This is a genomic window from Sutcliffiella tianshenii (assembly GCF_016908565.1).
Lineage (GTDB): Bacteria > Bacillota > Bacilli > Bacillales > Bacillaceae_I > Sutcliffiella_A > Sutcliffiella_A tianshenii.
In genome coordinates, this window is sequence record NZ_JAFBED010000001.1 from 598283 (window position 1) to 620541 (window position 22259).

The window sequence follows — 22259 nt, forward strand, 5'->3', positions numbered from 1 at the left end:
CCCCTTTCACTGTCAGATTCAGTTCATTGCCTGCCCGGCTGTAATGAGTGCAAGCTTGTAAACGTCCTCCACGCTGCATCCGCGGGATAGGTCGTTCACCGGTTTGTTCAAACCTTGCAGGATCGGGCCTACCGCTTCGAAGTTTCCTAGGCGCTGGGCGATTTTGTAGCCGATGTTTCCTGCTTCAAGGCTTGGGAATACGAATACGTTCGCGTCCCCTTTGATGATGGAGCCCGGTGCTTTCTTTTCTGCAACGGATGGCACGAATGCTGCGTCGAATTGGAATTCTCCGTCCACCACAAGGTTCGGATCGCGCTCAGCGGCAAGGCGAGCCGCTTCCACTACGCGTTCGGTTTCTGGGGATTTTGCCGATCCTTTTGTCGAGAAGCTCAGCATTGCAACCTTTGGCTCGATGTTGAACATTTTAGCAGTTGCCGCACTTTCAACCGCGATTTCCGCCAGGTCGTTGCTGTCCGGGGAAATGTTGATCGCGCAATCAGCGAATACGTACTTTTCGTCGTTGCGTACCATGATGAACACGCCTGAAGTTTTGCGGACGCCCTCTTTCGTCTTGATGATCTGAAGTGCCGGGCGCACCGTATCGGCTGTAGAGTGTGCCGCTCCGCTTACAAGTCCTTGTGCACGGTTCACGTGTACTAGCATTGTTCCGAAATAGTTCGGGCTGAGAAGAATCTTGCGTGCATCCTCTTCTGACGCTTTTCCTTTGCGGCGTTCCACGAAGGATGCCACAAGCTCGTCCATGTGCTCGTAAGTTTTAGGATCGTAGATTTCCACGCCGTCCAATGTCAGTTTGAGGCTTGCTGCAAGTCCATTGATCTCATCAAGGTCTCCAACAACGATCGGCTGAACCATATTTTCCGCTGCCAAACGCGCAACAGCTGTCAGGACACGCTCATCGTTTCCTTCGGGGAATACGATTTTGATATCTTTTCCTGCCACTTTTTCTTTTAATGTAGTAAATAATTCACTCACACAAATCGCTCCTTCATTCGCTTTATACTAGCTTCTACAGATAAGGATACTTCAACAAAATTGAAAAGCAACCATTAGCCACCCTTGTTATCGCTTACAAGAAAAAGTCTTTATTTTCTAATAAAATCCTGTAATCTTCGCCCTTCTATTGTTTCATGCCCACCGCTTCCTATTCATCAACCCGTCACATTTTTAGGGTTTTACAAATAAGAAGATAAGGATAAACTGTGTTATAGTAAGAAGGAATACATATTAATTCTATTTAATTTTATATAGGAGTGATAATGATGAGTGAAGCAGCACAAACATTAGACGGCTGGTATTGCCTGCATGATTTCCGTACGGTTGACTGGGCACTTTGGAAGACGCTTTCAAGTGAAGAGCGCCAGACTGCGATCAACGAGTTCCTTGGACTTGTGGAAAAATGGAACCATGTTCAACGTGATAAAAATGGAAGCCACGCGCTTTATACTATCGTGGGACAAAAAGCGGATTTCATGATGATGCTCCTTCGTCCGACTCTGGAAGAATTGAACGCGATCGAAAACGAGTTCAATAAGACGACACTTGCACAGTATACGATCCCGGTACATTCCTATGTATCCATCGTCGAGCTGAGCAACTATCTTCCTGAGGGCGAAGATCCTTATCAAAACCCGCAGATCCTTGCGAGACTATACCCGGAATTGCCAAAGGCGAAGCATGTCTGCTTCTATCCGATGGACAAGCGCCGCAACGGGGAAGACAACTGGTACATGCTGCCGATGGAAGACCGTCGCCGCATGATGCGCAGTCATGGAATGATTGGCCGCCAGTATGCCGGAAAAGTGAAGCAGGTCATCACAGGTTCTGTCGGATTTGATGACTATGAGTGGGGCGTAACCTTGTTTGCAGACGAAGCGCTTCAATTCAAGAAGCTTGTCTACGAAATGCGTTTTGACGAAGTGAGTGCCCGTTTCGGTGAATTCGGTGCGTTTTATGTAGGAAACCTGCTTGAAGAAGACAAAGTATATTCTTTCTTGCACGTATAATAGTACGCTTGAGTGCCGACTTCCGGGTTGGCGCTCTTTTTTTCGTGGCACCAACACCCAAACTCCCCCTGTCATATTTACTCCCCACCTTTCATACAATCTACTAGTATGAATTCTGCTAAAAGATGCACCATTTTCTTTCCTCTCAATATGTTATTAAGGGAGATGCCTATGCTTTAACTTCAATTGAGGTGAGAGAATGTCAGTTATATCTCACAGAGACGCGGATGAAAAGAACAAGGCACGGCAAAAAGAAAAGAATACTTACACGTTTTTGAGGAGGGAATAGCATATGAGTCAACAATTTTCACAGGCAGCAGGTTACCCTTATGCACAGGGGTACGGAGATCCTTACTCAGCCTACACAAGAAATTCCCAGCAAGGCGGTTATCCATATGGAATGAACGGCCAGCAGATGCAGCAAATGCAACAGATGCAACAAATGCAGCAGATGGCGGCGCAAAACGGGACGCAGCCACCATCTTTCCCGGCCCAGACTACTACCCTACAAGGACCGGATGTACCAGGAATGCTGCCCATTGAGCAATCTTATATCGAGAATATCCTGCGACTGAATCGCGGCAAACTTGCAACGGTGTATATGACATTTGAGAACAACCGTGAATGGAATGCAAAGATTTTCAAAGGGATCATTGAAGCGGCAGGACGGGATCACATCATCTTAAGCGACCCGCAAACAGGGAAGCGTTATCTGCTCTTGATGGTTTACCTGGATTACATCACATTCGATGAAGAGCTTGAATATGAATATCCTTTCAATGGCACAGGACAGCTGTCTCAATATCAGCCTAGATAAAATAAAAACACGCAAGCCGCATATCTTCATGCGCCTTGCGTGTTTTTTTACGCCTTCATTGCCGCCACGATCACCAATGCCCATCCAATCAGGAATGCCACTCCGCCAAGCGGCGTTATGGCCCCGAGAATTTTTACCCCGGACAATGTCAGGACATACAAGCTTCCTGAAAATAGGATGATTCCGATGGTCATGCTCCAGCCTGCAGTGGATAAAAGGCCTGAACCGCCAAAGCGGTCGATCAGGAATGCAACAACGAAAAGACCTCCAGCATGGAACATCTGATAGGTTACGCCGGTCTTCCAAATCTCGAGCATCCGCTCTGTTACTTTCCCTTCCAACCCGTGTGCCCCGAAAGCTCCGAGCGCCACCGCCAAAAATGCATTAATTGCACCAAGTATGATAAAGAGATTCATGAATGGGTCCGCCTTTCCTATCCTGTTCTTTTAGTTTAAGCTAGGGTAGTAAGTATTTTAAGCTTATTTATATGTATAACACAATTCTCCTCATGTAAGGGTGATGTTTTTTGAACTATCTGTTACAACCGCTTGGGGATCAGGCGTTGCGAATCGAATGGACGGATAAGGATATTGCCATCCGGACCATCTGTGCCAAGCTTTCATCAAGCAAAATCCTGGGTGTCGTGGATATTGTCCCCGGCATCAGCAGTATAACCATCTTTTATGAGTATCCTACGACTGATTATTATATTTTAAAAGAAAAAGTGATCGGCTTTCTGGAAGATATGCCTGTCTATGAAAGTGACGTTTCATCAAGGACGGTCCTTTTGCCTGTCTTATATGATGGGCCTGATTTAGCTGATCTTGCCGGCAAGCACCAGACTTCAGTGAAAGAAATCATTGAAAAGCATAGCGGGGCTGCCTATGAGGTGGCAATGCTCGGATTTTTGCCTGGATTCCCTTATCTGAACGGGCTGCCATCTTCATTGACAACGCCAAGACTCGCAACACCAAGAAGCAAGGTTCCTGCAGGTTCCGTCGGGATCGGAGGAGATCAGACTGGCGTATATCCGGTAGAGTCGCCTGGCGGTTGGAATCTTATCGGCAGAACGCCGATCCCGCTTTTTTCACCTGATGAAAAGGACTCCTTCCTGATGCAGGCAGGCGATAAAGTGCGATTCCAACCTGTCTCTGAAGAAGAATTCAACCTATGGCAGGAAAAGGTTTCTCAAAGTGATTGGAAAAAGGAAGTGATTATCTATCATGAAAAGAACGATTGATTTGAACTGTGATTTGGGAGAGAGCTTCGGTTCGTTTGTGATGGGCAATGACGAATCCATTCTGCCTTATGTGTCCTCTGCCAATATTGCCTGCGGCTTTCATGCCGGGGACCCCCATGTGATGGCCAGGACCGTCAAGCTAGCAAAAGAGAACGCTGTGGCAGTCGGGGCACATCCCGGATTTCAAGATATTCAGGGTTTCGGCCGGCGCAGCATGCCGCTAACCCCCGATGAAGTATATGATCTCGTCCTTTATCAGATTGGGGCCATGGAAGGGTTTTGCCGGGCACACAACGTGCCGCTTCATCACGTAAAACCGCACGGCGCTTTGTATAATATGGCGGCAAAGGACTACACCCTGGCCGAGGCAATCGCAAAAGCGGTAAAGGCGTTCGATTCTTCCCTTCTTTTATACGGCCTCGCCGGCAGCGAACTTATCCGGGCGGGAAAAGATATGGGGCTCCAGACGGCTTCTGAAGGTTTCGCCGACAGAACCTATCAGCCCGACGGAACACTCACACCACGTAACCAGCCGAATGCTGTCATCCATGAGGCGGATGCGGCTGTGCAGCAGGTCATTCAGATGGTGGAGCACGGAACGGTCACTGCCGTCAACGGGGAAAAGGTGAAGCTCCATGTTGATACCATCTGCCTTCATGGAGACAATGAGCATGCGATCCTTTTTGCCAACAAGCTCCATGAGACCCTCTGTGAAAATAAGATTGAAATCTCGAGGGTGCAGCGCCTATGACCACTCCAATTTTTCAAGTAGACAAGCCGGGGCTGCTTACTTCTTTTCAAGATTTGGGGAGGAAAAATCACCAATCAAAAGGTGTGGTCGCATCTGGAGCGATGGATACGAATTCATGCCAGATTGCCAATCTCCTTGTCGGTAATCAAAAGGAAGAGGCATGCATCGAGGTGGCCGTACAAGGTCCCTCTTTTACAGTGACTGCAAAAAGTGCGACCATCTCGATCTGCGGGGCGGATCTCTCTCCCGTAATCAATGGAACTCCGGTCGAGATGTGGAAGACGCTGCAGGTAAAAGAGGGCGACAAGCTGCAATTTGGCGCACCTAAATCGGGAGTGTATGCCTATATTGCGGTGAGTGGCGGATTTGCGGTACCGAAGCAGCTCGGAAGCAAGTCCAGCTATCCTAAAGCAAGTCTCGGATTGGAGATAAAAAAAGGGGAGATTCTCTTTGCGGAGTCCCTTCCCTCTGCCTTTCCTGCAAGAGGCCTGCGCCACGATTTCAGCTTTCCGAAAGAGGTGGAGGTACGAGTCATCCGGGGGCCACATGAATCGCATTTTTCCGTTGAGGATTTTGAAACATTTTTCTCCCAATCGTATCAGGTGAGACAAGGAGATCGCATGGGGTATAGGCTCCAGGGTGAGCTATCCCTTTCTTCTCCGACAGATACCGGAATTGCCTCGGATGCAATTCCACTCGGGGGGATTCAGGTGCCTGAAGACGGCCAGCCGATTGTACTGTTGGCTGACAGGCAGACGACTGGCGGCTATCGCCGGATCGGGACGGTCATCACAGCGGATCTCCCTAAATTGGTACAGGTTCCTGCCGGTGGGATGATCCGTTTCAAGGAAGCGACACTTGAGGAAGCATACGAAGCGCTTCTGGAACAGCAGCGGTTTTTGAAGCATGTAGGGATTTTCATCCAATAATAAAACGCCCCACCTCTATCGGTCATGGGGCGTCCTATCATCGGGAGTTCAAATACAGCTGAAGTGCGTGTTTGAGCTCTCGTTCCTTTTTGTTTGTTCTTATATGATAATGATCGCCGTCAAGATTCGTCAGGAAGTCGTTGTGGCCCTGCGTGTGCAGGAATTCATTGACACTTGTAACGTCTTCCCTCGTCGAAAGCAGCGTTTTTTGTCCAACAAAGTCACCGTTCACGTAAACTTCATAGCGATCATGGGAAAGCTTCGTGCTTGTATCGATAAAATTATCCATATTAGAAGCTATCCCGAAAAATGTTCCGTCCATACTACCCATCATGTGTAAAAAACACCTCCATACTTGCTGGGGTGTTTTTAGTTTAGCTACTTCCCATGCAGTTTAGTATGGTAACTTTTCGGAAGAACGTTAAAAATCGAAAATCGAGTCGCCGTTCGCCTCGTCCTCTTTCATGGGCTTGGACGGAAAATGGTTCACCGGCTGGCTGGGCTGGACCGGTGGAACAAAATTGTTTGCCGCAAATGTTGGGGCTGAGGGCTGCATGCTTGGTGCTGCTGGTCTTCTTTCCTGCTGGGCGTCCTCTTCCAATGCAAGCTCGCAAAGCGATTTCATCGCCGCCAGATGCTCCCGCTTCTTTTGCACATTTCCCGTTTCCTGCGCCCGGTTCAATTCCGCCTGCATCCGCTGCAAGACTTTATCCAATGTGATGCTCATCATGTCCCCTCCTTTAGTAATATGGCGATATCATCAAATACACGATCACACCCGTCAAGCTTACATAGAGCCATAGGGGCATCGTCCAGCGTGCAATTTTGCGGTGTCGTTCCTTTTGCATGCTCCATCCCGTCGCCAGGGAATATAGTGCAAGGGGTACAATCACTACCGCCAGCACGATATGCGTCAGTAATATGAAGAAATAGATTGATCGAATGATCCCCTCTCCGCCAAACGGTGTCGACTCTGTAAGCGAATGATAAGTCACATAGGTGACCAAAAATAATGTGGTGGATGTAAATGCCGCTAAAATAAAACCGCGGTGTACCTTAATATTTTTCTTTAAAATCGCTATTAGCGCACAAACTAGGAATACAAAGGTAAAGCTGTTGAATATCGCGTTCATCATCGGCAGGAATGTCAGATTCACATGAGCCAGCCCTTCATATCGCGGAAGGAAAAACAGCAGCGCGACAAGTGCATTGACCAAAATGGATATGCCGATGATCCACGGCAGGAAATTTCTCTTTTTCATGGTTGTCTCCTTTTACAGGCTCTTTAAAAATAAAGCCTTTATATGTAATAGCCTTTTTGGGCAGGTTCTTTTGTTGAAGCCTTTTTTTCAAATTTCATACAAGGGCTTCCTGATGAACGGAAGACGGCCAAGGAAGGCAACTGATTGGTTTTGAACCCGAATGCACGGCAGCCTTTTGGAAACTTCGCATCCCAGGTGACATAGTAATGTCTGCATTTCAAACAATCAATCCGCTTCTGTTCCATCCCTTCACACCCTTTCCCCCATTATGCTCCATTTTACCATTCTTTAAGTGCGCATCCTATGAATAACCTGTGACGAATGCGGTACATTGTCATAAAAAGATCGTGTCTGGGTTTAAGACCGCTGGTGATTTCCGCACTAGGCTGCGCTTTCCGCGGGGCGATGCTGGAGCCTCCTCGGGCTTCGCCCTGTGGGGTCTCCAGCCTACCGCTTCCTTCCCGCAGGACAAGGAAGGCTTCGGAAGCGATACATCGCACGCAGAAAATGCTCGCATTTTCAAGGAGTCTACGCCTATTGCTCCAATCACCAGCTGGCATACACTTTGAATTTTAGACGTACAAGGGTGACAGAGTTCAATGTCTTTCGCCTTTGCGTATTAACATATATCACGTTGAAAAGGTCTAGGTCTTCATCCGGGTTGATGAAGACCTTTTCTCTATACAACGGCCGGTGTTTTGGTCTTCATCTCGCTTATGAAGACCTTTTCTCTACACAATGGCCGGCGTTTTGGTCTTCATCCCTCTTTTGAAGGCCTTTTCTATTCACAATGGCCTGCATTTTGGCCTTCATCCGGCTTATGAAGACCTTTTCTCTACACAATGGCCTGCATTTTGGTCTTCATCCCGCTTATGAAGACCTTTTCTCTACACGACGGCCCGCGTTTTGGTCTTCATCCCGCTTATGAAAACCTTTTCTCTACACAATGGCCGGCGTTTTGGTCTTAATCTGGCTTTTTATATGACCAACATTATTAATTCCACTCTCCCCTGTTGTTTGTAGTGCAAGGCATGAGACTCCTGCGGGAAAATAGCGGTTGACTTGAGACCCCGCAGCAAGCCGAGGAGGCTCAAGCATCGCCCCGCGGAAAGCGAATGCCTGGAACGGAAATCAACAGGGTGTTTGATGAGGATACTTTATTCTAAATTGATCTTCAAACATAAAAAAACCTGTGACAATTTCATCACAGGTTTCTTAGTCAGCGGTTGTTTATGGATTCGATGGTTGAGGCTAGGTCTTCTGCTGTTTCTTTGACGACATCCACGGTTTCTTTCATGCTGTTGGAGACGGCCACCTGGTGGTCTGCCGCATTTACCACTTCCCCCATCTGCTGCGTCAATTCCGAGGAGGAAGTCACTAGGTCATTGACGGAGTTCACGATATCATTCACCCCAAGGCTGATTTCCTCCATCGCTGCTGTAATATGCGTGCCCTGCTCCAAAAGGGTACCGCTATTGGCAGCGATATCCTGAAACAGCTGTGCCGAAGCGGCGTTCTGGTCATTAGTCTTATCAATCGTCTCCTTGAAGGTTTCGAACTCGACCAGCACAGAGTTGGCATCCTCCTGGATACGTCCGGTGATGAGGTTGATTTCTTTGGAAAAGAGATCTGTCTGGGAGGAGAGCTTGCGTATTTCCTCTGCCACCACTGCAAATCCTTTTCCTGCCTCCCCGGCCCTTGCCGCTTCGATGGAAGCATTCAGGGCCAGTAGATTTGTTTGTGTCGTGATTTCGTTTATTCCTTTTAAAAAGCTCTGTGCTTCATCAATGCTCGTCTTGATCTGTGAAAAACGGCTGACGATGGACTCTGTCTCCTTGGAGGAATGGTGCATCGTCTCAAACATCGCCTTTACGGATTGGGCTCCCTTTTTCGAAAGTGTTTCCATATTTTCGAGGTTCCGCTTCATTTCATCGACAATGCTGTAAATTTCCTGTGTGCTGGCAGAGGCCTGCTCAGTAACCGATGATATGGCGGCTGTCCCTTCATATTGCATGGCCACTTTTTCTGTCACCTGTTCGGATTTCGATTTTATCAGAGCTGATTTATCAAGGTTCTGATCTGCCCCGATCAGTAGCTCCTGCATGACAACCTGCAGACGCTGATTGGCATCGAGACTTCCCTTCATGAGCTGATCGATGTTCTGGCCCATTTTCGTGAGCGCATGATTCACCTGGCCAAACTCATCTTTCCTTGCCGAACGCTTTGATGTGAATGTAAAATCCCCTTGCTGATATGCCCCGACACGTTCGAGCAACAGATTCACGCCCCTGTTAAAGGCTGTCCGGAAGGTAAGCAGGGAGAAAATCGGCACAATCACCACCACCAATAACGATAGCAATGTCCAAAATTCCGTCGAACCGACCTGTGCCTGTATTTCCTGTCGATTCTCGTCATTGAACGTTTGAAGAAACTCCATTCCTGTCACATTTGCACGCTCCACCTGATTGCGTGCTTTTGCCAGCTCCTCTGAGGTCTGGATTCGCAGACGGTCCATGTTTGCTGCATTGGATACGTCACTTATCAGGAGATATTGTTTTGACAATGTTTCATGTGAAACGACAAAATACTGCTTTAACTGTCCCAATTCTTCATATTCTTTAAAATAAGGCTCGAAATTTGCCAGCTTCTCTTCCGTTCCCAGGAGATTCTTCTCGATGCCCTCTACATGTTTTTTAGAATAGCCATTCGATACCACAAAATACATATCCGTCAATGTAGACTGATAGGATTGAACCAGCTCAAAATAGCGCTCATTCAGCTCTGTCAGCTCTTCCATTTCATTTACACTTTTCTTCACCTGCATGCTGCTCATCCATATGACGATCGAAGCAGCCACCCCGATTGCCGCAAGTAAAACCGTCAAGACCAACAACCTTTTTCTCATACTCCCCATCATCCTTCCCCCTCCATCTCACAAAGCCACTCCCTATTGTGCATCCCGGTTCATGAAACCGTTTGCACAAAAGTTCAAAAAAACTTCTCTCTCTACTTATTTAATTCGGCAGAAAGTCCTACTTTATTAAGTTAGTTTCATAAAAAAAAGCGATTTTCAACCAGGGGCCTGACCCCTTAATCGAAAATCGCTACTTTTATTTTTCTTTTTTCATCAACAGCAGCTTCAGTTCGTTGATTTCGTTAGTGATTTTTGCGAGTTCGTGCTTGCTTACTTCAATCTTGTCATCCTTTTGTTCTTCCTCTTTTGCCTCTTGGATGTTATTGAGGATTTCCCCGACAATCAGGTTAAGGACAATAAACGTGCCGACAAGGATAAAGGAGACAAAATAGATCCACGAGTATGGGCTCTCGGCAAAGATCGGTCGGAAGACGCCGCTTGCCCAGCTTTCCAGTGTGATGACCTGGAACAATGTCACAAGGGACAGGTGAAGCGAACCGAAGTATTCAGGCGAGATATTCCCAAAGAACATCACCCCGAGCACTGCATAGATATAAAACACCAGTCCAAGGAGCATCATGATCGTCCCAAGCGACGGGATGGTTTTCAGAAACGCCGTGACAAGCCTTTGCAGGGACGGAATAACTGTCACCGCTCGGAGGACTCGCAGCACCCTGAGGATACGCAATGCGGAAATGAAGTATGTTCCGCTAAATAGGAGCACCCCTGCAACGACCACAAAGTCGAAAATATTCCATTTACTATAGAAGAACTGATAGAACTTCTTCTCCGCAAATATTCTTAATATGATCTCTATCGTAAAGAACCATAAAAAGAACACCTCGAATCCTTGAATGAGTCCCGGATAATCCTCCCTGAAATGAGGATACGTCTCCACTCCGATCAAAATGGCATTCAAGAGGATGACAAACATGACTGCATTTACAAAATAACGGTGGCCGACCAGGTGCCGTAATTTCAATTTCCAACTTTCCATATGTACTCTTCCCTTCATCTAACTGACCCCTATGGCGTTAATTGCCAATCTATTTCTTTTTCGCCCATTTCCTTTAATATCCCATTCACTTTCGAAAAAGGCCTGCTGCCAAAAAAGCCCCTGTTTGCGGAAAAAGGACTCGGGTGAGGACTTTTTATCACATAGTGACGGCTATTGTTGATCAGCTTTTCTTTTTGCTCTGCATGCTTTCCCCATAATAGAAAGATGACAGGGCGGCTTCGCTCATTCAACTTACTGATCACAGCATCGGTAAACCGTTCCCAGCCCTTGCCCTTGTGGGAGTTGGGCTCCGATTCCCTGACAGTCAGCACCGTATTCAGCAGCAGCACACCTTCATCCGCCCATTCCATCAAGTAGCCATGGTTGGGTGTGGCAATCCCCAAGTCTGCCTGCAGCTCTTTATACATATTGCGCAAGGATGGCGGGATGGTCACCCCTTTTTGGACAGAAAAGCTCATTCCGTGGGCCTGTCCCCTTCCATGATACGGATCCTGGCCGATGATGACGACCTTTACATCCTCATAGCTTGTTGCCCCGAACGCACGAAATAAGTCCTCCCTCGGGGGGTATACTATTTTTGACTCGTATTCCTTATTTATAAATCGATTCAATTCATTATAATAATCTTTTTCCGATTCTTCCTTGAAAAGAGCGGACCAATTTTCACAGCTTATTTCCATGGATACACCACTCCAATCTGTTACTGTTTCAATCTTTACTTTACCATAGTCGCTAGCTATTGGGTTAACATTTCCCATGAGCCAATCATTCCGGGAATATCGTCATGTTGTGGTATAGTGGTTTCGGAAAACATTGAATTGCGATGTCTTTTTATATAAAATAAAATACTTGGGTAGGTTATTTTTTAAATGTTCCATACTTATTTTAATAAATGTTACTTTTTTACATAATTGTTTGTCATGAATGAGTAAATTGTTGTAACACAATTCCATTTAGACTAGCTACTAAAAGTGAGGTTCTTACTGTGATGACAAAAGAAAATCCAACAAGCTTAATCGTTATTTTCGGAGCAACCGGGGATCTGGCAAAACGTAAGCTTTATCAATCCCTCTATCGCCTTTATAAAAATGGAAGCATCTCAAAGAACTTTGCGGTTGTCGGTGTGGCCCGCCGCCCCCTTACAAATGAGGATTTCCGGGCGAATGTGGCAAAGTCGGTGAATGGCGCTGCGAGTGGAAATGCCGATGTTGAGGAGTTCAGCTCCCACTTTTACTACCAGCCGTTTGATGTGACAAGCAGCGAATCTTATCAACAGCTTAAATCTCTATCAAGTTCATTGGACCAGGAGTATCAAACGAACGGAAACAGAATGTTCTACCTGGCCATGGCGCCTGAATTCTTTGGTACCATCGCCTCCAACCTGAAAGCTGAGGGCTTGACCGATACAACCGGCTTTAAACGCCTTGTCATCGAAAAGCCGTTTGGACACAGCCTGCCAACCGCAAAAGAATTGAACGAAGAGATCCGCGGGGCATTCCATGAGTCCGAGATCTATCGTATCGACCATTATCTAGGTAAGGAAATGGTGCAGAACATAGAAGTGATCCGTTTTGCCAATGCCCTTTTCGAACCGCTATGGAACAACCGATACATTTCCAATATCCAAATCACATCAAGTGAGGTGCTTGGAGTGGAAGATCGCGGACGCTATTACGAGAATTCCGGAGCCCTGCGCGATATGGTCCAGAACCATATGCTGCAGATGGTCGCACTGCTTGCGATGGAGCCGCCGATCAAGCTTAACCCGGAGGAGATCCGGAGTGAAAAGGTCAAGGTGCTACGTGCACTTCGTCAGATCGACCAGTCAGAAGTGGATCAATATTTCGTACGCGGTCAATATAGCGCAGGAATGATCGAGGAAGAAAGGGTGCCAGGCTACCGCGAGGAAAATTCCGTGGACCCTGCTTCCAACACTGAAACATATGTGGCAGGAAAGCTTGTCATCGACAACTTCCGCTGGGCAGGCGTTCCGATCTATATCCGTACAGGGAAAAGAATGTCCTCCAAGTCGACCAAGGTTGTCGTACAGTTCAAGGACATCCCGATGAACCTTTACTATAACCGCGGTGAAAAAGTCGATCCTAACCTGCTTGTCATCCACATTCAGCCGGATGAAGGCATCACCCTGCACTTGAATGCGAAGAAATCGGGTAAGGATATAACAACCACCCCGATCAAGCTCGACTATAGCAACAATTGCATCGATGGCATCAACACACCGGAAGCTTATGAGCGACTGATTTTCGATGCCATGCGCGGAGATATGACCAACTTCACCCACTGGGATGAGGTGGCTCTTTCCTGGAGCTTCATCGATCAAGTATCCAAGGCATGGGAAAGCACTACAGCAGAAGACTTCCCGAACTACGAAGCAGGATCAGTCGGGCCAAAGAAGGCGGACGAGCTGCTGAAGAGGGACGGATTCCATTGGTGGAATGTCTAAGGTATTAATATTGTCAGAAAGCCCATTTTGAGAGGAGTTTTTCACATGAAAGTATATGATGTATCTTCACCGATTTTTACAGGAATGCCTGTTTATAAAAACAAGCCTGAAAAGCAGCCGGCATTGACAACGAATACGAACGGCTATGTAACGGAAACACGCCTGGAGCTTGACGTACACACAGGGACTCACGTGGATGCACCGCTTCATATGATCGTGGACGGCGAAACGATCGAGACCTTGCCTCTTGAAAGACTGGTAGGTCCTTGTAAGGTATTCGATTTGACTACTGTGGAAGACCGCATCAAAAAAGAAGATATCCTCCACCTTGATATCCAGAAGGACGACTTCATCCTGTTTAAGACGAAAAACTCTTTCGACGAAGAGTTCAATTTCGACTTTGTATTCGTGGCAGAGGATGCTGCGCACTACTTGGCGGAAATCGGAATCAGCGGAGTGGCAGTTGATGCACTTGGAATCGAGCGCAGCCAGGAGGGTCACCCGACACACAAGACCCTTTTCAACAACAACGTCATCATCATTGAAGGATTGCGCTTAAAAGATATCGAGGAAGGCAGCTACATCATGGTAGCGGCTCCTTTGAAGCTTTCTGGCGTAGATGCTTCGCCTGCTCGAATCGTACTATTGGATATGAACTGATAAAGAAAGTGTCACGATGCTTACCCCATTCCAAGGGGCAGGCACCGTGGCATTTTTTTGTACTGTAACACGTAAAAAAAGCCAATCCCCAAAGCAGCACCTGCTGCCCCGGAATTGGCTTTTTTAAATTATATTATTTAGACATCCATTCTGTATGGAAGATGCCTTCTTTATCTGTACGTTGGTATGTGTGTGCACCGAAATAGTCGCGCTGTGCCTGGATCAGGTTGGCAGGCAAAGTCTCGGAGCGGTAGCTGTCGTAGTATGCCAATGCGCTTGAGAATGATGGCACAGGTACGCCGTGCTGGATTGCGACACCAAGGATTTCACGCAGGCCGCCCTGGTAGCTTTCCACGATCTCCTTGAAGTAAGGGTCCAACAATAGGTTCGCTAGCCCTGCTTCACGGTCATATGCTTCCTTGATTTTTTGCAGGAATTGGGCACGGATGATGCAGCCGCCACGGAAGATCATTGCAATCTCACCGTACTTCAGATCCCATCCATATTCTTCGGATGCCGCACGTAATTGCGCGAAACCTTGTGCGTAGGAACAGATTTTGCTCATGTATAATGCCTTGCGAACGGACTCGATGAACGCTTCCTTGTCACCGTTGAAGGTTACCCCTTCCGGTCCGCGAAGCATGCCGCTCGCTTTCACGCGCTCGTCTTTCATTGCGGAAATGAAACGTGCGAATACGGATTCAGTGATGATCGGAAGCGGAACACCAAGGTCCAATGCGCTTTTGCTTGTCCATTTTCCTGTACCTTTTTGGCCGGCAGTGTCGAGGATGACATCCACAAGCGGTTTGCCTGTTTCATCGTCCACTTTTGTGAAGATATCTGCAGTGATTTCGATCAGGTAGCTGTCGAGCTCTCCCTTGTTCCACTCGGCAAATACTTCATGAAGCTCTTGAGCCGACAATCCAAGGACATTTTTCAAAAGGAAATACGCCTCACTGATCAGCTGCATGTCGCCGTACTCGATTCCGTTATGCACCATTTTCACATAATGTCCGGCTCCGTCCGGACCGATGTATGTGCAGCAAGCATCGCCTTCCACTTTTGCGGAGATGCTTTTTAAGATGTCCTCTACAAGGTCATACGCTTCTTTTTGGCCTCCAGGCATGATGGAAGGACCTTTTAATGCTCCCTCTTCCCCGCCAGATACGCCTGTTCCGATGAAGTGAAGCCCAAGCTCTGCCAATTCCTTGTTACGGCGGATCGTGTCCGTGTAAAGCGTGTTCCCGCCATCGATCAGGATATCTCCTTTATCAAGGTGAGGCTTCAAGGATTCGATCGTTGCGTCTGTCGGTCCGCCTGCTTTTACCATCAGTAAAATTTTGCGAGGGGATTCCAGTGACTGGACGAACTCCTCGATGCTATATGTACCTTTGAAATTTCTGCCTTCCGTTTCTTGCATGAATTCTTCTGTTTTTCCAGCTGAACGGTTGAATACAGAAACGGAATAGCCTCTGCTTTCGATATTCATTGCGAGGTTTTTCCCCATGACCGCAAGCCCGATTACACCAATTTGTTGCTTTGCCATTTTATAAAAACTTCCCTTCTACAAGGTAATTGGTTTCGCGATAGTCCGAATTGAAAATACCATAAAAAGCCTGATGGAATCAAGCTTTAAACCCATTATAACCTATCTTCCGAGATGCGAACGCTTACACACGAATATTCTTTATTCTTTGTCATAAAGGCTATTCACATACTGTTTGGCAAGCGATTTTAGGTACCTTGTCCGAACTGCGAGGACAGCAACCAAAAGGGACCGTAATATCTTGCTTTTCTCCGTCTGTGTATACAGTGATTCCTCTGCAAGATAAGCCTCGATTTCCTCTTTTATATGCTCTTCTGTTAAAATCTCCGTCTGTGCCATCAAGTTTTCATAAAGACAAGCATATGATTTATAAAATACCACCGGACTGATGATATCATCCGTGCGATCTTCCGGGTTGTTGAAAATGGACCCGAGCACCTTGCGAATCTCTTCGAAATCCAATAATACCTTTAGATCCTTTACTATAAAAAGGAGGGCTGCCTGTTCAATCGAATATTTCCGTCCCACCTGTGGTGCACCGATGTATTCCTTTATTTCGCGTTTTACCCAGTTCTTCAGTGCAGGCTCCGAATAGACTGCCGTTTCGAGTTGATTGCCGAGCCAGACGATATTCGACATGGTGAGCCCTATTTCCCCAACCGTTTTTTTGCTCACCAGCTGCTGGAAATTTCCGGGCAGGGAATCCGCATAACCCACTAAACCTATTTTAGTCTGGAACTTCTCCAAAAGCCTTGCCAGCTCTAATCTTGTCCACCCTTTTCCCATCAGGATTACCTCTTTTCAATCGTCCAATTATGCTCTAATAGTAAAATGCAAATGTGTTTTCGTCAAATATAGTCAAGGTATTTTTATTGATAAATCTGACTTATATCTTTATAATTGTAACCATAAGATATAGGTTCATAAGAACTCAAAAACAATCAGGAGGAGAAACATGGCTAAACGTATATTCTACTTTCTTTTAACGAATATTCTAGTTCTGACTACGATTACAATTATCTTCAGTTTAACTGGAGCTGGCAGTTACATTGATGAAAATGGCATTGATTTCGGTGCCTTACTGATATTCAGTGCCATCATCGGTTTCACTGGTTCCTTCATTTCACTATTGATGTCCCGCTGGATGGCGAAAAAAATGATGAATGTCCAGGTCATCGATCCGAACGGTCCGATGTCCAATCAAGAGCGTCAAATCGTGGAAATGGTTCACCGCATGTCCCGTGCGGCTGGCATCACAAAAATGCCTGAGGTTGGTATCTACCACTCTCCAGAGGTAAATGCATTTGCTACAGGTCCTTCCAAGAACCGTTCCCTGGTGGCTGTTTCTTCCGGACTCTTGCAGGAAATGGACGATGCTGCCATTGAAGGCGTCATCGCACATGAGGTTGCCCACATCGCAAATGGCGACATGGTTACAATGACACTTTTGCAAGGTGTTGTGAATACATTCGTTATCTTCCTTGCACGTATTGCAGCGTTTGTGGTTTCACGTTTCGTAAGGGAAGATCTAGCACCAGTGGTTCACTTTATCGCCATTCTTGTGTTCCAGATCGTCTTCTCGATCCTTGGAAGCTTGGTAGTATTCGCATTCTCCCGTTACCGTGAATTCCACGCGGACCGTGGCGGTGCAGACCTTGCAGGCAAGGACAAAATGACACACGCACTGCGTTCCCTTCAAGCTTACACACATCGAATACGAGATGAGCAGGATTCTGCGATTGCGACATTCAAAATCAGTGGAAAGAGAAAAAGCTCTCTTTTCTCTACTCACCCTGACTTGAACGAACGTATCCGCCGCTTAGAGGCGAAATAATAGAGACGCAAAAAGGAGTCGGCCGATGAGGCTGACTCCTTTTTATTTTGGTTAATTATGTTGCACTTCTAAGACCTCTTGAGATAAGGCTAAGCAAGAATACAAAGATTGCTGCTCCGATGATGGCAGGTACGATGGCCATATCCGCGATCACAGGACCCCATTTCCCCAATAGTGCGTGGCCGATCCATGCGCCGACAAGTCCCGCGATCATGGCACCAAGGATTCCCCCTGGCATTCCGCCTGGCGCGATTGCGCTCCCGATAATTCCGATTATGATTGCAATAATAATAGTAATTAATAGTCCTAACATGTGTTTTCCTCCTTTTAGTGTTGTTCGTTGTGTTGCTTACAGAGTATATTTCCGTTTGCAAAACTTTTTAAACTTCCGGCCTTCAGATTCTATCCCCGCCTGGTCAAATCTGGTATATTAGAGTTGAATTGTTTGAAAAATCCCATAGATAAAAATAGATTATTTTTAGAAAATAGCTACTTAAAAGGAGGATGTAAAATGGCAGATATTCAGGATTCCGTCGTAATCAATAAGTCTGTGGAGGAAGTTTTTTCGTATGCTTCCAATATGGAGAATTCCCCGAAGATCATGGACAATGTCGTTGAAATTGAAAAACTGACGGACGGTCCGCTCCAGGTCGGCTCACGCTTTAAGGAAACCCGTGAAATCAGGGGGCGTAAAGCTTCAGCGGTTATTGAATTTACGGATTATGCTCCCAACAAAAGCTTTGTGGTTAAGAGCGAAGCAAATGGCTTGAAGGTTGTGTACTACTACGATTTCGTCCCTGCTGATGGCGGTGGGACAAGGGTGGATTTCAAAGGTGACATCCATACTACAGGGCTTGTGATGAAGCTTACCAAGCCGATCATCCGTAAAATCCTGAAGAAGGAAGACGGGGATCATTTGAAAAAGCTGAAAAGCTTGCTTGAAAGTGAGTAAGGTAAAGGTGAAAGTGAAGGCAGCCGGGCGGGAAGCTTGGCTGCCTGTGTTTTGGGGTATGGTCTTTTGATAGGCTTGCAAAAACCTCGAAAAATGCTATTTCACAGTTAAAAATCACCTTTTTTTAGTTTTTTTGCACTAGCTTGGGGGAGTTTTCGAATGTTCACTCAATAAGCATAAAAAATATGCTCGATCTGCTACCGATTCTTACAAATCTACGTAGCATTCTAACACTTTCTCCTGCCATTCTAACAAATCCGTCTCGAATTCTAACAAAATCGACAATCATTCTAACAAATCACGTTGCCGGTAAAGACTCGGTACAGTTGAAACGAACGAACATAATCCAAAGGAGACCTCCATGAAAAAGCACGCCATATCCATTATCTTCTCTGTCATTATACTTTTACTTATGATTCCAATCTATCAGCCCCTTGCCACCTATCTACATCCATTAGTCATACCTGTCGTATTCTTCTGTGTGTATGTAGTGATCTTTTGCATAGCTCTTTTTTACAGGAAAGAAACAGTAACCTTTTCTGTCAAGACGCTTAGTACTGGTTTAGGGATCTACACCCTATCCCTATTAGTTCTACTCTTTTTTCGACCTAACGAGCAGGATTATGGGGCAGCACACAATGTCAACCTTGTCCCGTTCTCGACCATTTCCCTCTTTCTCTCGGGAAATGCGGACCCGCTTGTCGCCTTCTATAACATAGCGGCCAATATTGTCCTTTTCATTCCTTTTGGCATTGCCCTGAAATGGAAAAAGAGGAACTGGTTCTTGTTGCTCATTGCGCCGGTTCTCGTCATTTCCCTTATTGAACTCACCCAGCACCTGACCAACCGCGGCAGCCTGGACATAGACGACCTCCTGCTTAACACACTTGGTTTTCTCATCGGCTACCTGCTCACTCCCGTCTTTAAGCGGATCATAAAAATCAGCTCCTGACAAAAACGCACCGCCCTGAATCTCCCGGACGGTGCGTTTTTTTGTCGAAATTTGTAGGGGTCAGGCCCCTTTTCAGTTTTTCTTCTTGCCTTTTTCTTTCCCTTTGCCCTTCTCCTTTTCTTGCACGTTATCCAGCAGGATGGCGTTTCCGAGGAGTCGGTAGCTGTGCTCGGTGTGGGCACGAAAAACAAGGTCGTTGGCGAATAGCGTGACATTGGCTCCGCTCTCTTCCACCGTGGTGGTCAATGCGAGTACCTGACCTTTCACCTGCTCTTTGCCTGGCCACCAGCCAGCTACAAAGTAATCCTCTGCATCTGTCACTTTCGCCAATACCTCCGCATTTTCCGGAACGCCGGTGATCCAGGAGCCTGTCGTATTATACAGGATTTCCTCCGCTCCATAGCCGGATGTCAGGAATGAATCCGTGTTGATCACTGATTTCAGCAAGCCCTCATGATAGAAGTTCGTTCTTTCAAAGCTGAACCCTTCGAGAAGACCTGACTGCTGTACAGAGGAAAGCGCTCTGCCACCGATTCCAATATACGATTTGCCTACCGATACATTTGCGGCATCAAATCGGCCTGTATCGTCCACAATCACATCCGCCTCTTCTACACTAGTAATCTCAAAGCCTAGCTGTTGCAGAACAAATCGGCTCACTCCGCTGCCTGCCACCGCCACTTTCGGAGCAGCCGGCAGTTCTTCTACATTCGCTTTGCGATCTAGTGCCACCACTTCAAGATAGTAGGAATCTTTTATAGCCAAGAGGTCGTTCCGCTTTATCACATAGTCACCCTTGCCATAGCCATTTCCGTCAGCTGTGGCAACCCCCACTTCCTTGCCTGCTTTTAAAAGCTCATTCACAGCTTTGATCGCGTCATTATTTACGTTTTTCACAACATAATGCCCTTTGTTCTCTGCAATCTCCGTGGTAGGGTAAACAGCTTCCTTCACTTCCGCCCCTACACCTGCAAAAGCATCGGGAGTACGAATCTCCTCAATGGTAAATCCTCTTAGGTCAGGGAAATTCACGACAATGGCGTCATACATATTGTCCCAATCCGATATATCATCGCCCTGATACAGGACAGCGTTTGCGAAACCGCGTTTTGCCTGCTTCATCGGCACAATATATGTTCCTTCCGGATAGGTGACGCCGTCCACTTCTACTTTTGATGTGGTCTGCTCCACTTTTACCCCATTGCGGATCAAGTAATCTACCATTTCTGCAGCTTCCTTTTTGTTCTTCTGCAAATCATGCATCGGCAGCACATAGTAATCCGGGAAGAAATTCTCGTTATCCCCACGATCACGACCTATTGCTTCCCCTTGCTGATTGACAAGGTGCTGGTCCACTGCACGGTTGTCCTCGCCTTCCACCCCACGCTTGAACACTTCAAGTTGCTGGGAGAAAAGCTCATCTTTATTTTCCAGCACAAAATCAGTGGCCCCGAGTCCTGCGTGAACCATCGCGTATAGGGATTGCTGATTCAGTCCAGGCACTTCTATCGTGTGTCCCAAAGATCCATGCAGCATGGAATAGATTGCCGTATAGGCCGGTGTCATGTCATCCCAGCCATTTTCATAGTCCAGATAGGGAATTGCATAAGAATCATAATCGGAATTCGCTGTACCGGCCTGTCCCATGGAATGCGCCTGCTCGAGCATATTATCAATCAACAGGTCGAACTCGAAATTAGGGTTATGCGGCGGTGTACATGGCTCGATCAGAAAATCGCTCACATAACCGTGCATATCCAAAAACGATAGCGGAGACCATTTTGCAATCTCTTCTGTCACCACTACTGATTCCTGCTGTGTCTGGTACGCATTATCACGGTTTAAATCAAAGCCATTGATATTGGCACGCGTGTTATGTACCCTTCCATCGGGATTATGCGTAAAGTTGAAAAGGAAAATCACGTGCTCGAGTGCATCTGTCACATTAAGTGTGATTTCTTCCTCTTCCCCTTGTTCATTCACCACGTTGAAGGTGATTTCTTCTTCCTGTGAAAACTTGCGGAACAGCTCCACCTGAGCATCCACACCCTCCACTTCATCAGGATGGATATTGTTGAACCAGATCGGCACCTGATAGTCCCCGATTGTTCCATCCTCGATTTTTTTCAGAAGGCTTGCCGGATTTTCCAGCGCTTCCGGCAGTGTCTGGTTTAAGTACTTGTCCACTGCCTTTTTGTTCTTTGCAAGGGTAATAAAGTGGATGTCGCGTCCTTCATAGGATTGCCCCAGCGACTTGTATTCTATGAATCTGCCATTCTTGGCATTTGCCTCTTCTGTAATACGATCAAGCTCCGGCTTCAGTTGGTCATAGGTCAAATATTCATCATAAACATTGTATGTAATGGGTTTGCTTAATACTTCTTCTGTATTTTTATTCATAACACTTAAATCATATGTACCGATCATATCGGGATATAAAACACGGATGGATCGAGGAGCAAGATTGTCAGTCCCGTAAAGAAGACCGAACTCCAAGGTTGCCTCCACCACTGTGGAATCCCCTGCATATGCTGGTGATTCGGCAAATGTGATAAGGGGGTCCCCGTTATAGCCCTTGGTGTTGGAGTCATATGCTCTCCACTCTTCCAAAGCTTTTCCGCCAAAGGTCCATTCGATGTCCTCCAATGGGACTTTTTCACCAAAATCGAATTTCACCTTCATCGAACGTGCTTCTGTCATTGAAATGGTGGAAATGCTTGTAGTCATTTCTTCTTCCGCTTGTGTCTGAACCTGCGTCTCCGCTTGGGCATTTTGCATCGGAATGCTATATGCCACTAACATCCAGACAGATAAGCAGGTAATAAGTATTTTTCTGAATTGCATCTCTTCAACTCCTAATAATTATTCTTAACAATGAATATTTATAACATAAAAC

Annotated in this window: 23 protein-coding genes; 10 read left to right on the forward strand and 13 right to left on the reverse strand. The window is 46.6% G+C overall.

The genetic code is table 11. The features are described from left to right. Window positions 1-18 precede the first annotated feature (18 nt). Window positions 19-993: a phosphate acetyltransferase gene (gene pta, locus JOC95_RS02625; RefSeq protein WP_204413109.1), complete on the reverse strand. Its 975-nt coding sequence runs from the start codon at window positions 991-993 to the stop codon at window positions 19-21. 287 nt (window positions 994-1280) lie between these two features. Between pta and hemQ the strand changes: the two genes are divergently transcribed. Continuing rightward, window positions 1281-2024, forward strand: a complete 744-nt coding sequence (gene hemQ, locus JOC95_RS02630) for a hydrogen peroxide-dependent heme synthase (RefSeq protein WP_204413111.1) — start codon at window positions 1281-1283, stop codon at window positions 2022-2024. A 292-nt stretch (window positions 2025-2316) separates the two neighbouring features. Continuing rightward, the gene (gene gerQ / locus JOC95_RS02635; protein ID WP_204413113.1) at window positions 2317-2841 is read left to right on the forward strand and encodes a spore coat protein GerQ; all 525 of its coding nucleotides are present in this window, start codon (window positions 2317-2319) and stop codon (window positions 2839-2841) included. 47 nt (window positions 2842-2888) lie between these two features. Here gerQ and JOC95_RS02640 read toward each other — a convergent pair whose 3' ends face one another. After that, window positions 2889-3257, reverse strand: coding sequence for a DUF423 domain-containing protein (locus tag JOC95_RS02640; protein ID WP_204413115.1), 369 nt, complete (start codon window positions 3255-3257; stop codon window positions 2889-2891). 110 nt (window positions 3258-3367) lie between these two features. Here JOC95_RS02640 and pxpB point away from each other — a divergent pair, with 110 nt between their 5' ends. Genes pxpB through JOC95_RS02655 form a run of 3 tightly spaced genes read left to right on the forward strand, consistent with a single transcriptional unit; the run spans window position 3368 to window position 5761 of the window. Beyond that, window positions 3368-4081, forward strand: a complete 714-nt coding sequence (pxpB, locus tag JOC95_RS02645) for a 5-oxoprolinase subunit PxpB (protein ID WP_204413116.1) — start codon at window positions 3368-3370, stop codon at window positions 4079-4081. Then, complete coding sequence (locus JOC95_RS02650) at window positions 4065-4832, forward strand: LamB/YcsF family protein (protein ID WP_204413118.1); 768 nt, start codon at window positions 4065-4067, stop codon at window positions 4830-4832. Before pxpB ends, JOC95_RS02650 begins: the two co-directional genes overlap by 17 nt. Beyond that, complete coding sequence (locus JOC95_RS02655; protein ID WP_204413120.1) at window positions 4829-5761, forward strand: 5-oxoprolinase subunit C family protein; 933 nt, start codon at window positions 4829-4831, stop codon at window positions 5759-5761. Before JOC95_RS02650 ends, JOC95_RS02655 begins: the two co-directional genes overlap by 4 nt. A gap of 37 nt (window positions 5762-5798) precedes the next feature. Here the strand turns inward: JOC95_RS02655 and JOC95_RS02660 are convergent, their stop codons facing one another. The 7 genes from JOC95_RS02660 to JOC95_RS02690 all read right to left on the reverse strand — a co-directional run bounded on the left by JOC95_RS02660 (window position 5799) and on the right by JOC95_RS02690 (window position 11635). Next, window positions 5799-6095, reverse strand: a complete 297-nt coding sequence (locus JOC95_RS02660) for a hypothetical protein (protein ID WP_204413123.1) — start codon at window positions 6093-6095, stop codon at window positions 5799-5801. 87 nt (window positions 6096-6182) lie between these two features. Then, complete coding sequence (locus JOC95_RS02665) at window positions 6183-6491, reverse strand: YwdI family protein (RefSeq protein WP_204413124.1); 309 nt, start codon at window positions 6489-6491, stop codon at window positions 6183-6185. A gap of 10 nt (window positions 6492-6501) precedes the next feature. Then, window positions 6502-7023 (reverse strand): DUF420 domain-containing protein, encoded by a 522-nt coding sequence (locus tag JOC95_RS02670; protein ID WP_204413126.1) that lies wholly within the window; start codon window positions 7021-7023, stop codon window positions 6502-6504. Window positions 7024-7061: 38 nt separating this feature from the next. Next, a complete protein-coding gene (locus tag JOC95_RS02675) occupies window positions 7062-7268 on the reverse strand; it encodes a hypothetical protein (protein WP_204413128.1) in 207 nt (68 codons plus the stop codon). Window positions 7269-8242: 974 nt separating this feature from the next. Further along, window positions 8243-9940 (reverse strand): methyl-accepting chemotaxis protein, encoded by a 1698-nt coding sequence (locus JOC95_RS02680; RefSeq protein WP_204413130.1) that lies wholly within the window; start codon window positions 9938-9940, stop codon window positions 8243-8245. A 193-nt stretch (window positions 9941-10133) separates the two neighbouring features. Then, window positions 10134-10952 carry an ion transporter gene (locus tag JOC95_RS02685; RefSeq protein WP_239582665.1) on the reverse strand — a complete coding sequence of 273 codons (819 nt, stop codon included), beginning with the start codon at window positions 10950-10952 and terminating at the stop codon, window positions 10134-10136. Window positions 10953-10963: 11 nt separating this feature from the next. Further along, window positions 10964-11635 (reverse strand): uracil-DNA glycosylase, encoded by a 672-nt coding sequence (locus JOC95_RS02690; RefSeq protein ID WP_204413443.1) that lies wholly within the window; start codon window positions 11633-11635, stop codon window positions 10964-10966. A 308-nt stretch (window positions 11636-11943) separates the two neighbouring features. On the opposite strand from JOC95_RS02690, the gene zwf reads away from it, so the two are divergent. Together zwf and JOC95_RS02700 are read left to right on the forward strand one after the other, a co-directional pair. Next, window positions 11944-13419 (forward strand): glucose-6-phosphate dehydrogenase, encoded by a 1476-nt coding sequence (zwf, locus tag JOC95_RS02695; RefSeq protein ID WP_204413445.1) that lies wholly within the window; start codon window positions 11944-11946, stop codon window positions 13417-13419. A 45-nt stretch (window positions 13420-13464) separates the two neighbouring features. Further along, entirely contained in the window at window positions 13465-14079 is a 615-nt protein-coding gene (locus tag JOC95_RS02700; RefSeq protein ID WP_204413132.1) for a cyclase family protein, read from the forward strand. 133 nt (window positions 14080-14212) lie between these two features. On the opposite strand, the gene gndA is transcribed toward JOC95_RS02700, so the two are convergent. Next, a complete protein-coding gene (gene gndA, locus JOC95_RS02705; RefSeq protein ID WP_204413134.1) occupies window positions 14213-15625 on the reverse strand; it encodes an NADP-dependent phosphogluconate dehydrogenase in 1413 nt (470 codons plus the stop codon). 141 nt (window positions 15626-15766) lie between these two features. Further along, window positions 15767-16411 carry a DUF1836 domain-containing protein gene (locus JOC95_RS02710; RefSeq protein WP_204413136.1) on the reverse strand — a complete coding sequence of 215 codons (645 nt, stop codon included), beginning with the start codon at window positions 16409-16411 and terminating at the stop codon, window positions 15767-15769. 169 nt (window positions 16412-16580) lie between these two features. Between JOC95_RS02710 and htpX the strand changes: the two genes are divergently transcribed. Beyond that, on the forward strand, window positions 16581-17459 hold the full coding sequence (htpX, locus tag JOC95_RS02715; RefSeq protein WP_204413138.1) for a protease HtpX: 879 nt from the start codon (window positions 16581-16583) through the stop codon (window positions 17457-17459). Between the two features lie 55 nt (window positions 17460-17514). Here htpX and JOC95_RS02720 read toward each other — a convergent pair whose 3' ends face one another. Further along, the gene (locus JOC95_RS02720) at window positions 17515-17772 is read right to left on the reverse strand and encodes a GlsB/YeaQ/YmgE family stress response membrane protein (RefSeq protein WP_204413140.1); all 258 of its coding nucleotides are present in this window, start codon (window positions 17770-17772) and stop codon (window positions 17515-17517) included. Window positions 17773-17970: 198 nt separating this feature from the next. Between JOC95_RS02720 and JOC95_RS02725 the strand changes: the two genes are divergently transcribed. Both JOC95_RS02725 and JOC95_RS02730 read left to right on the forward strand, forming a co-directional pair. Then, window positions 17971-18411, forward strand: coding sequence for an SRPBCC family protein (locus tag JOC95_RS02725; protein ID WP_204413142.1), 441 nt, complete (start codon window positions 17971-17973; stop codon window positions 18409-18411). A 361-nt stretch (window positions 18412-18772) separates the two neighbouring features. Further along, complete coding sequence (locus JOC95_RS02730; RefSeq protein WP_204413143.1) at window positions 18773-19363, forward strand: VanZ family protein; 591 nt, start codon at window positions 18773-18775, stop codon at window positions 19361-19363. Between the two features lie 72 nt (window positions 19364-19435). Here JOC95_RS02730 and JOC95_RS02735 read toward each other — a convergent pair whose 3' ends face one another. Continuing rightward, window positions 19436-22207 (reverse strand): M14 family metallopeptidase, encoded by a 2772-nt coding sequence (locus JOC95_RS02735; protein ID WP_204413144.1) that lies wholly within the window; start codon window positions 22205-22207, stop codon window positions 19436-19438. Window positions 22208-22259: the final 52 nt, after the last annotated feature.

Bases quoted from the DNA above. Each gene is read 5' to 3' on its own strand.
- hemQ (WP_204413111.1), top strand. From the start codon at position 1,281: ATGAGTGAAGCAGCACAAACATTAGACGGCTGGTATTGCCTGCATGAT.
- gerQ (WP_204413113.1), top strand. From the start codon at position 2,317: ATGAGTCAACAATTTTCACAGGCAGCAGGTTACCCTTATGCACAGGGG.
- JOC95_RS02640 (WP_204413115.1), bottom strand. From the start codon at position 3,257: ATGAATCTCTTTATCATACTTGGTGCAATTAATGCATTTTTGGCGGTG.
- JOC95_RS02650 (WP_204413118.1), top strand. From the start codon at position 4,065: ATGAAAAGAACGATTGATTTGAACTGTGATTTGGGAGAGAGCTTCGGT.
- JOC95_RS02655 (WP_204413120.1), top strand. From the start codon at position 4,829: ATGACCACTCCAATTTTTCAAGTAGACAAGCCGGGGCTGCTTACTTCT.
- JOC95_RS02660 (WP_204413123.1), bottom strand. From the start codon at position 6,095: ATGATGGGTAGTATGGACGGAACATTTTTCGGGATAGCTTCTAATATG.
- JOC95_RS02665 (WP_204413124.1), bottom strand. From the start codon at position 6,491: ATGATGAGCATCACATTGGATAAAGTCTTGCAGCGGATGCAGGCGGAA.
- JOC95_RS02670 (WP_204413126.1), bottom strand. From the start codon at position 7,023: ATGAAAAAGAGAAATTTCCTGCCGTGGATCATCGGCATATCCATTTTG.
- JOC95_RS02675 (WP_204413128.1), bottom strand. From the start codon at position 7,268: ATGGAACAGAAGCGGATTGATTGTTTGAAATGCAGACATTACTATGTC.
- JOC95_RS02680 (WP_204413130.1), bottom strand. From the start codon at position 9,940: ATGATGGGGAGTATGAGAAAAAGGTTGTTGGTCTTGACGGTTTTACTT.
- JOC95_RS02685 (WP_239582665.1), bottom strand. From the start codon at position 10,952: ATGAAGGGAAGAGTACATATGGAAAGTTGGAAATTGAAATTACGGCAC.
- JOC95_RS02690 (WP_204413443.1), bottom strand. From the start codon at position 11,635: ATGGAAATAAGCTGTGAAAATTGGTCCGCTCTTTTCAAGGAAGAATCG.
- zwf (WP_204413445.1), top strand. From the start codon at position 11,944: ATGACAAAAGAAAATCCAACAAGCTTAATCGTTATTTTCGGAGCAACC.
- JOC95_RS02700 (WP_204413132.1), top strand. From the start codon at position 13,465: ATGAAAGTATATGATGTATCTTCACCGATTTTTACAGGAATGCCTGTT.
- gndA (WP_204413134.1), bottom strand. From the start codon at position 15,625: ATGGCAAAGCAACAAATTGGTGTAATCGGGCTTGCGGTCATGGGGAAA.
- JOC95_RS02710 (WP_204413136.1), bottom strand. From the start codon at position 16,411: ATGGGAAAAGGGTGGACAAGATTAGAGCTGGCAAGGCTTTTGGAGAAG.
- htpX (WP_204413138.1), top strand. From the start codon at position 16,581: ATGGCTAAACGTATATTCTACTTTCTTTTAACGAATATTCTAGTTCTG.
- JOC95_RS02720 (WP_204413140.1), bottom strand. From the start codon at position 17,772: ATGTTAGGACTATTAATTACTATTATTATTGCAATCATAATCGGAATT.
- JOC95_RS02725 (WP_204413142.1), top strand. From the start codon at position 17,971: ATGGCAGATATTCAGGATTCCGTCGTAATCAATAAGTCTGTGGAGGAA.
- JOC95_RS02730 (WP_204413143.1), top strand. From the start codon at position 18,773: ATGAAAAAGCACGCCATATCCATTATCTTCTCTGTCATTATACTTTTA.
- JOC95_RS02735 (WP_204413144.1), bottom strand. From the start codon at position 22,207: ATGCAATTCAGAAAAATACTTATTACCTGCTTATCTGTCTGGATGTTA.